The organism is Nonomuraea corallina (genome assembly GCF_027620315.1).
In the GTDB taxonomy this organism is placed as follows: Bacteria; Actinomycetota; Actinomycetes; order Streptosporangiales; family Streptosporangiaceae; genus Nonomuraea; species Nonomuraea corallina.
Window position 1 is genome coordinate 1 of the sequence record NZ_JAPNNL010000236.1, and the last position, 9,410, is coordinate 9,410.

The window sequence follows — 9,410 nt, forward strand, 5'->3', positions numbered from 1 at the left end:
GCCCAGCCCCGCGGCGAGCACGGCGCCCGCCGCCAGGGTGACGATAGGTCCCAGCCTTGACATGGCTTGCTCCCAGGATCGGCATGCGTACGCCTTCGAGCATCCGCCGAAAAGGCCGGGCCGTCTGTGAACTATTGCGCATCGGACGGACAGAATATGGAGATGCAGGAGAATCCTGAGCCGCCACCGGGACCGTACGGTCCGCCGGCGTACGCGCCGTACCCGCCGCCGCCGTCCTGGTTCGCGCCCGTGCCGCAGGACGCGCGATACGACCAGCTCGCCAGAACCCCGGCCAACCGGCTGTGGCGGCAGGTCGTCGGCACCCTGGTCATCGCCGCCGGGTTCTTCGTCATCGGCACGATCGTGCTGCTGTCCGGGACCGTCATCGGGGCGATCCTGCGCATCCCGCCGCCGACGGGGCCGGGGCAGATCTCCGGCGATCCGGTGTACGGGATGCTCCTGCTGCTGCTGTCGATCGCGGCCGTGCTGCCGCTGGTGTTCGGCGTGGCCGCGCTGGTGCAGCGGCGGCGGCCGGGGACGCTGTCGTCCGTGGCCGGGCGGCTGCGCTGGTCGTGGCTGCTGGTCTGCCTGGGCGTGGCCCTGCTGTCGATGGTGCTGGCCCAGATCGCCCAGATGATCCTGATGGTCGCCACGGGACAGCAGACGGGCGACATCTTCGGCTGGACCGGGTGGGAGCGCTTCCTGCCCGCGCTCGTCGTCATCGTGCTGTTCGTGCCCTTCCAGGCGGCCACCGAGGAGTACATGTTCCGCGGGTGGCTGCTGCAGGCGTTCGGCGCGCACCTGCGCAACCCGTGGTGGGCGATCGTGATCAGCTCGGTGCTGTTCGCGTCGTTGCACGGTTACTCGTGGGCGGGGCTGCTCGACGTGTTCAGCTTCGGCGTGGCCATGGCGTTCCTCGCGGTGCGGACCGGCGGGCTGGAGGCGGCCATCGCGCTGCACGTGCTGAACAACATGATGGCGTTCGGCGTCAGCGCGGCGGCCGGGAAGCTGGACGAGGCCTTGGACCAGGCGTCGGTGCCGGTGCCGTGGCAAGCGCTCGCGGCGACGGTCGTACAACTGGGGGTCTTCATCATTTTGGTGCTTTACCTGGCAAGAAAGCGGTCAATCAGCGCTACTACCGTATAAATCGCCCGCAGGGTGTCAGGAATCTCGCTAGAGAGCTCTCGCCATTCCGGCTCCGGCGTGCTGCTCTGGTTCTGTGGAGGTGGACGTACGAGGTGAGGGGTGATCGTCTCTGGCCGGTGGGGTAGGAGTGATCGTGGTGATGCTGTCGCGGACGCCGGAGGGAGGGACGCGAAGGTCGAAATAAGCGCATTTACTGCACATTTGTGGCTAATTAGCCCCTGGAACGGTCCCCGGGCTCTTCCTCGCCCCCGCTGAGCAATGCCGACCAGACCCGATCTCGACCATCGAGCGGACCGGCCGCCTTCCGTCCCGCTCGCCCCGTCCGACTAGGAGGTACGGCGCGTGGCCTCCGGCGCCAGTGACCAGCAACGGCAGCCGCCAGACGACCCTCGTCCCGGCGACGCCACAGCCCCGGACTCACCCCCCGCCGACGACCCCACCCCGGCCACCGGCCGCAGCGACCCGCCATCACCACCCCCGACCGACACCCAGGTTCCGCCGGCCGGGTCTTCCCCGCCCTCCGATCCTGAACGGACGCGCGGGGAAGCACCCACCGGACCAGACGGTCCCGCGGCGGGCGCGCACCGGGCTGAGGGGGCCGCACGCGAGCCCCGCATCCGGCACCACCCGCCGGGGCCCACGGACGACCGCACCCGCGGCTTACCGCTCACCTCACCGTGGGGCCTGCCGCCGTTCGCCGCGCCCACCCCGGAGGACGACCCTCCTGAACCCTCCAAGGGCCGGCGACCGTACAGCTCTCCCACCGCCGAGCCGGAGACCGAGCCCCGGCGCCGCCGGCGCACGGTCAACCGCCCGGACAAGCTCGTGGCCAGCGGGCCGCCACGCCCCATCCCGCCACCGGCGTCCAGAGACTCCGAGCCTTCCCCGCCCGGCGAGGGGGCGGGGAAGGACCTCGGCCACCAGGACGCCCCCGCCACCACCGACGTCGGCACGGGCCCCCGTACGGGCGCAGAAGACCGTGAAGGCCACAGAGACGCCCGTACGGCCCCGTACGGGATCGCGCACGAGCCCCCGCCCCCAGACCCCGCCCGGCGTCACGGTGAGGACCCCGACCACCCTCAGAGCGCCGCCGAGACACCCCAGACCCCGACAGGCGGCGGTGAGGTTCACGGCGGTCAGTCCCAGGGCGGCGGCGAGGGTGACGAGGCCGCGGGACGCCGGTCTCCGAGGCGTGGCGAGCCCTATGCGGGGGAGGCGGCGCCCACCAGCGGTGGTTCCAGCTGGTTCCGCCGGGCCGAGGAGCCCGCCCGCGACCGCTCCCGCGAGGACGACGTCCCGAGAGGTCAGGAGACTCATCGGCGGGAGGCCGCTTACGGCGCGGGAGCCGTGAGCGGCAGCCTGGCGGACGATCCTGCCGGTCACGACGGGAGAGTCGTCGCCGGTGACGGGGTGGAAGAAGCCGCAGACCGTGCGGGAGCCTCGGCAGGGGGACCGGCGGAGGAGCCGGGTGGTCGCGGCGCGGGAGCCGCGCGGGGGAGGCCGGGAGAGGAGTCCGCCGGCGCCGGGCCCGTACCCGACGAGGACGAGCCGGTACGGCGGGTGGGGAAACCGCCAGGCGGGAGGCCGACCCGGCCCGATCTGCTGGTCGCCTCCGGACCCGCGCGACCCCTGGGGAGCGGCGGAAGGCACGAGCGGAGCCCCGCCCCGTCGGCGATGCGGCGGGCGAGCCCGCTGCGGCGGCGGCGCAGCCCCGTCGTGCCGATGGCCGTGGCGCTGGCGATCGCGCTGCTCGTGGCCGCCGGGGTGCTGGTGTGGCAGTGGCGCGCCCCCGACGAGGCCCAGCTCAGGCTCGCCACCGGCACGGGCAGGAACGGCGACGACCTGTTCACGGTCCCCGCGGCCGCGCAGGGCACCGACCAGAAGCTCAACGACCTGGCCGCCGACGGCCGCGTCGTGGTGGTCGTGGGCAGCGACACCACCAGCCCGACGCCGAGGCCCCTGTTCCTGTACTCGGCCGACGGCGGCAAGTGGCAGCTCGGCCGCGTCACCGGCGCGAGCACGCCCATCGTGCAGCGCGTGGTCGGCGGCGGCGGCCGCTGGCTGGCCGCCGGGGGCGACGGGGTGCGCGTGGCCGCGCTGTGGACCAGCGGCGACGGCGTCACCTGGCAGACGGTGGGCGGCGCGGCGTTCCGGCCCGGCGACCTGATCCACGACATCGCCAGGACCGGCTCCGGGTTCGTCGCGGTGGGCGAGGCGGCGCTGCGCGACGGCGGAGCGGGCCCGGCCGCCTGGCACTCGGAGGACGGCCGCGCCTGGGAGCGGGTGGAGACCCGCGGCCTGGAAGCGGGCGGGATCAGGGCCGTGGCGGCCAGGGGCGACACGGTGGTGGCCATGGCCAGGCCGGCGCAGGGAGACGGCTCCCGCGTCATCAGGTCCGGCGACGGCGGACGCACCTGGCAGGCGACGGGGTTCCAGCTTCCCGAGGCGACGCCCAAGGCGGGCTCGCTGGCGGTGGCGTCGAAACGTTTCGTGCTGGTCGCCAGCCGGCAGCGCGCGATCACCGGCGACGTGCGCGTCTACTGCTCGCCCACCGGCGGCGAGTGGTCGCAGTGCGGCACGATCGACGGCCTGCCCGCGGCCAGCCCCGGCGTGGAACGGCTCGTCCCGTACGAGGGCGGCGTGGCCGCGGTGAGCCAGGCGGGGATCGGCTCGTACGCGGTGCTGACCAGCGCGGACGGCGGCTCGTGGAGCACGCGGCCCGGCATCGGCGACCTGGGCGGCGCGACGCTGCGCGGCTTCGCCATCGGCGCGGGCGGCACCCTGTACGCGGGCGGGGACCGCGCGGTCTCGGACGTGCACAACGAGCCGGTGCTCGTGGCCGCGCCCCAGCGGGGCAAGGCGGCGCGGGTACGGCTCGACCAGGTCGAGGGGCTGACCAGGATGGCGCGCGAGACCAGCGGCCTGGCCAGCCACGACGGCCGGTACGTGGCCGTCGGCTCGGCCGCCGGCGAGGCGGGCGTCTGGACCACCCAGGACTGGAAGGACTGGACGTCCATCGGGCTCGGCGGCCCCCGGCGGCAGCAGTTGAACGACGTGGCGTTCGGCAGGCGCGGCTGGCTCGCCGTGGGCGGCACCCAGGCCGGCCTCCAGGAGACCGAACCGCTCCTCGTCAGCTCCGCCGACGGCCGCACCTGGAAGAAGGTGCCTCTGTCCGACGACCTGGCCAGGCCGGGCGATCACCCGTACCTGGACGTGCGGACGGTCGCGGCGGGGCCGGGGGGATATCTGCTCGCGGGCGAGGACCGCGGCCCGGCGGGCACGGCGGCGGCGGTCTGGTTCACCCCCGACCTGCGCGCCTACACCCGCGCGGCGCGGCTGCCGCAGGGCGGCTCGGGCGTGCGTCTGCACGACCTGGCCGCCACCACGAACGGGTACGTCGCGGTCGGCGGCGCGGGCGCGGCCGGGCAGGAGAGCGGCGTCGTCTGGGTGTCGGGGGACGGGCTCAACTGGACGGCCCGCGAACGGCTGGCCCCGCCGGACGCGTCCTCGGCCGGACTGCGCCAGGTGGTGGCCTACCAGGACAAGCTGGTGGTCATCGGTGCGGCCCAGACCTCCTCAGGCGCGTCCCGGGCCTTCTCCGCCGTCTCCGAGGACGACGGCGAGACCTGGGAGACGTCGTGGCTGCCCGCGGAGCAGGCGGCGGGCGTGCACGACCTGGCGGCGGCGGAGCAGGGCCTGGTGGCCGTCGGCTGGCACGGCGCGCAGGGCGAGGGCGACAGCGCGGCCTGGATCTCGCAGGACGGCCTGTCGTGGAGCCGGCTGGACCTCAAGGAGGACCGCCTGGCCGGGCCGGGCGCGCAGTGGCTGGCCGCCGTGACGATCTCAGGTGCGGAGGTGGTGGCGCTGGGCCGTTCCACGACGTACAGCGACGACCACCTCATCCTCTGGACGTCCTCCCTCACCGCCGGCCGCTGAGAGCGACCGGCGGTGAGGGACCGGCCGCTGAGAGGAACCGGCGTCCTCCGGGACGGCGGTTGAGCGGAGGCTCGTCACGGCGGGAGGACGAGCCAGGCGCGCAGCGTGTCGAGCAGGCCGTCGGTGAGCGGCAGGCGGGCGAGTTCGTCCGGCGCGCACCACCGGGCGTCGGTGGCGTCGTCGCCCGGCGTGAGCGCGCCGCCGACCACGGTGGCGTGATAGTCGCGCACCTCGTACGTGACGCCGCCGGGCGCCGGCAGGTCCACCGTGCCCGCGAGCGGTCCGACGGCCACCTCCAGACCCGTCTCCTCCAGCAGCTCGCGCCGCACCGCGGCGGCGTCGGACTCGCCGGGCTCCACCCGGCCGCCCGGCAGAGACCAGCGCCCCGCACTCGGGGCGTGGCCGCGCTGGACGAGCAGAAGGCGGCGCGCGTCGTCCAGGACGACCGCGCCGACACAATTTACGCGCACCTGACCAACATTACGACGTGATAACGGACTGTGGTCTTGACGGGGAGGTCCTCGACGAAGCACCGTGGGTAGCTGTGAGAGCGGCTCCAACCTGCCCCCGGTGTTTTGGCCCGCTGCACGCGCCCAGCGTGTGGTCGAGCGCCTGGCGTTGCGACGCGCACGGTGACGTCCTGCCCTACCAGCCTCCCAGACCGCCCTCGGAGACGGCCGCGCAGGCGATGCGCAAGACCTCGCTGGTGCCGGTGTGGCTGCCCTGGCCGCTGCCGTCCGGATGGCTGGTGACCGGGTTCGGCGAGGTGGGCGACGAGGTCAAGGGTGTGCGGGCGAGCCTGGTCGCGCTCGCCGGGCCGTCCCTCATGGAGGGCCCGGCCGACCTTCTCCTGATCGCCGAGGAGCCGGGCGTGGGGATCGGGGCGGCGTTCGCGGGGCTGTCCGGGCCCGACCCCGGCGAGGGGTTCGACGCGGGGCCGCCCAACGCCAAGATCGAGGTGATGGGGCATCCCGCGCCGCTGTGGTGCGTGCACGGCTCGCCCGACCGGGCCGTCTACGCGGGCGAGGCGCTCGGCAACTGGCTGTGGGCCATCGCCTGGCCGGCCGAGGCCGGCTGTCTCATCGCGCTCGCCGAGCTGAGCCTGATCGACATGCGCGACCACGACCTCGACATTCCCTTCGGCGCGTTCTCGCCCCGGCTCCAAGACTGAGGCCCCGACAGGATTCGCTCATGGGTGTGGACGGGCTAGAGTTCGGAGGCGTGACAGCGCGTATCGAGCGAGTGGTGACCGAGGGCCTCGTCGACATCGACGGCACCGAGCACAAGGTCGAGAACAACACCTGGATCATCGGCGACGACGAGGAGGCCATCGTCATCGACCCGTCCAGGGACGCCGAGAAGATCCTGGAGGCGGTGGGCGAGCGCGAGGTGCTCGCCGTCATCTGCACCCACGGCCTTCCCGACCATATCGGCGCCGCCATCGAGGTGGCGGCCAGAGACGAGGCCGTCGTCGCCCTCCATCCCAAGGACAAGCAGCTCTGGCGGGAGACCTGGACCGAGACCTGGCCTGACATCGACATGGAGGACGACGGCGTCTTCCAGGTCGCCGACGTCCAGCTCGACGTCATGGAGACGCCCGGCATCACGCCCGGCGGGGTCTCGCTCTACTGCGAGGGCCTCAACGCGGTCTTCTCCGGCAAGACGCTGCAGGCCGACGGCCCCGGCAAGCTCGGCGGCGAGTACCCTCGCCTGGCCGACCAGCTCACCGCCATCGGCGGGCGGCTGTTCACGCTGCCGGGCGCGACCCGGGTGCTGCCCGCCCACGGCGAGGAGGTGACCGTCGGAGACCTGGAGCCGCACTTCGACGACTGGATCTCCGGCTCGCTGACCCGGGTCGAGACCGAGCCCGCGGAGGAGAGCCCGCTCGCCGACGGCACCAAGGCCGCCCGCATCAGGCTCGACTCCGGCGACGACTAGGGTGTACGACCAGCTTCCGCTGGAAGGGATGCCGCGGCGGCTCTATTCCTGCACGCCGTCGCGGTTGAACGCCTGGCTCGACTGCCGGCGCCGCTACCGGTTCACCTACCTGGACCGGCCGCAGCCGTCGAAGGGCCCCGCCTGGGCCCACAACAGCGTCGGGGCGAGCGTCCACAACGCGCTCGCGGCGTGGTGGCGGGAGCCGTACGAGCGGCGCACGCCGCTGACCGCGGCCGTCCTGCTCACCAGGGGATGGATCAGCGAGGGGTTCAGGGACGAGGCCCAGTCGGCCCACTGGCTCGACCGCAGCCGCGACCTGGTCTCGGGGTACGCGGCCACCCTCGACCCGTCCGACGACCCGGTCGGCGTCGAGCGCACGGTGGCCACCCGGACGTCGGTGATCGCCGTCTCGGGCCGCATCGACCGGCTCGACCGGCGCGGCGACGAGTTAGTCGTGGTCGACTACAAGACGGGGCGGCGGCCGCTCACCCAGGACGACGCGCGCTCCTCGCTCGCACTGGCCATCTACGCGGTCGCCGCGTCCCGCATGATGCGCACCCCGGCCCGCGCCGTCGAGCTGCACCACCTGCCGACGGGTGAGATCGTGCAGTGGCGTCACACGGACGAGTCCCTCGACCGCCACCTGCGGCGCGCCGAGGAGATCGGCTCGGAGGCCGCCGAAGCGGACGAGCGTTACCGGGCGGTCATGGGCGAGCCGAGCCGGACCAGACGGCCCCGCTCAGGCGGCGCGAGCGCGTCCCGTACGCCGGGGAACGCCGGCGGCGCCACGGCCGCCGGGGGGACCGTCGGACGCGCTCCGGAGGCCGAAGGGCTCAGCGGTGGCGGTCAGGGTGCCGGAGGGACTGTCGGCGGCGCTCCGGGCGTCGGAGGGATCGTCAGTGGCGCTCAGGGCGCCGTTGGCGGGGCTCCGGGCTCGCGAGGAGCTGTGGGCGCGCCTGCCGCCGAGCGGGCTGAGCGGCCCCTGGTGAGCCCGCCGCGGGTGCCGGCGGAGCTGGACGAGCTGTTCGCGCCGAGCCCCGGCCCGATCTGCGGCTGGTGCGACTTCCGCCGCCACTGCCCCGAAGGGCTGACCGCCGCCCCCGAGCACCGCCCCTGGGACGGCCTGGCGGAGTGAGGCCCGGCGTCAGAGAGCGTGGCTCTCGGCCGTGTTCCAGAACCTGACGAGCGCCGCCGCCGTGGTCTCCGGCGCCTCCACCGCGGGCGAATGGGCCGCGCCCGGCACCACCACGCACTCGGCGCCCAGGGCCGCCGCCATCTCCTGCTGCGTCTCGGCCGGCCAGCCGTCGTCGTGCTCGCCGTACAGCACCAGGGTGGGCAGCTCGATCTGGCGCAGCTCGTCGGTGCGGTCGGGCGCGGACACCACCTCGGCGGCCATCGTCGCCAGGCCCGTCGGCGCGTTGGCCAGCAGCCGTTCGCGCAGGAACGCCAGGATGTCGTCGGGCACCTCCGCCGCCAGCGCGTCCGGCTCGAAGCCGGCGTGCCACACGTGCCGCAGCCCCGAGGCGGGGATCGTGCGGGCCAGCCACCGGGCGTGCTCGGCGCGCCTGCCGGTGATGCCGGCCGGGCCGGAGCCCAGCAGCGTGAGCGAGCCGAACTTGGTGCGCCCGTCGATCACCGCCTCGCGCGCCACCAGGCCGCCGAAGGAGTGGCCCACCAGATGGACCGGCTCGCCGTCGCCTGCCTGCTGGGCGAGCGCGTCGATGTCGGCGCCGAGCGCCGCGCACGTGTAGGCGGCGGGGTCGTCGCCGCCCGGCGTCTCGTACTGGCCGCGCAGGTCGACGGCGAGCACGCGGCGGCCGGACAGGGCCAGCGTCTGCAGGACCGCGATGAAGTCCTCCTTGCTGCCGGTCACCCCCGGGAGCAGGATCGCGGGGCCGCGCTCCACCACTCCGGTCGCCGGCAGCGCCTCCAGGACCGCGAACGTGCCCCGGGCGGTCTCGATCTTGCCTGGGGTGACGCCAGGAGGCAGGTGCAGGAATCGCGGCGTACTCACGTGGGGCAACAATACCCAGAGCCCGCCGCGTCAACACCGGCGAACGCGTCACGCCGGTGGCGGCGGGCGTTCCGGCGCCGCCGGTCGGCGGAGACACCCGGGAGACGGCCCTCGACGTGCGGGACGCCGTGCCGCCCGCATGCGAAAGGCGCGCACCCGGACGGGGTGCGCGCCTTCGGTGGAACCGTCAGCCGGCGCGGCGGCGGTTGCCGCGGCCACCGCCGTTGCGGCGCTGCTGCTTGCGCTCCGTGGCGGCCGACGGCGCGATGTCGTCGTCGTCCGTCGCCAGGTCGGGTGACTGGAAGATCACCGAGAACGGGCTCGCCGGGATGATCCGCTCCGGCTCCCGCCTCGGCGGGGCCGAGAACTCCGGCTC

Annotated in this window: 8 protein-coding genes; 5 read left to right on the forward strand and 3 right to left on the reverse strand. The window is 74.3% G+C overall.

Annotated elements, in window-relative coordinates:
• Positions 1–162 precede the first annotated feature (162 nt).
• Together OUY22_RS33910 and OUY22_RS33915 are read left to right on the forward strand one after the other, a co-directional pair.
• Positions 163–1,146 carry a CPBP family intramembrane glutamic endopeptidase gene (locus OUY22_RS33910; protein ID WP_270159374.1) on the forward strand — a complete coding sequence of 328 codons (984 nt, stop codon included), beginning with the start codon at positions 163–165 and terminating at the stop codon, positions 1,144–1,146.
• A 1,674-nt stretch (positions 1,147–2,820) separates the two neighbouring features.
• A complete protein-coding gene (locus OUY22_RS33915) occupies positions 2,821–5,082 on the forward strand; it encodes a hypothetical protein (protein WP_270159376.1) in 2,262 nt (753 codons plus the stop codon).
• A gap of 74 nt (positions 5,083–5,156) precedes the next feature.
• On the opposite strand, the gene OUY22_RS33920 is transcribed toward OUY22_RS33915, so the two are convergent.
• Positions 5,157–5,552: an NUDIX hydrolase gene (locus tag OUY22_RS33920; RefSeq protein ID WP_270159377.1), complete on the reverse strand. Its 396-nt coding sequence runs from the start codon at positions 5,550–5,552 to the stop codon at positions 5,157–5,159.
• A 74-nt stretch (positions 5,553–5,626) separates the two neighbouring features.
• Here OUY22_RS33920 and OUY22_RS33925 point away from each other — a divergent pair, with 74 nt between their 5' ends.
• From OUY22_RS33925 to OUY22_RS33935, 3 genes are read left to right on the forward strand one after another with little or no spacing between them, the layout of a single operon-like run.
• Positions 5,627–6,253 carry a DUF6758 family protein gene (locus OUY22_RS33925; protein WP_270159378.1) on the forward strand — a complete coding sequence of 209 codons (627 nt, stop codon included), beginning with the start codon at positions 5,627–5,629 and terminating at the stop codon, positions 6,251–6,253.
• Between the two features lie 50 nt (positions 6,254–6,303).
• Positions 6,304–7,020 carry an MBL fold metallo-hydrolase gene (locus tag OUY22_RS33930; RefSeq protein WP_270159379.1) on the forward strand — a complete coding sequence of 239 codons (717 nt, stop codon included), beginning with the start codon at positions 6,304–6,306 and terminating at the stop codon, positions 7,018–7,020.
• A gap of 28 nt (positions 7,021–7,048) precedes the next feature.
• Positions 7,049–8,155 (forward strand): RecB family exonuclease, encoded by a 1,107-nt coding sequence (locus OUY22_RS33935; protein WP_270159380.1) that lies wholly within the window; start codon positions 7,049–7,051, stop codon positions 8,153–8,155.
• A 9-nt stretch (positions 8,156–8,164) separates the two neighbouring features.
• Here the strand turns inward: OUY22_RS33935 and OUY22_RS33940 are convergent, their stop codons facing one another.
• Both OUY22_RS33940 and OUY22_RS33945 read right to left on the reverse strand, forming a co-directional pair.
• Positions 8,165–9,034 (reverse strand): alpha/beta fold hydrolase, encoded by an 870-nt coding sequence (locus OUY22_RS33940; protein ID WP_270159381.1) that lies wholly within the window; start codon positions 9,032–9,034, stop codon positions 8,165–8,167.
• A gap of 187 nt (positions 9,035–9,221) precedes the next feature.
• On the reverse strand, positions 9,222–9,410 hold a 189-nt coding region (locus OUY22_RS33945), incomplete at its 5' end, for a hypothetical protein (RefSeq protein ID WP_270159383.1).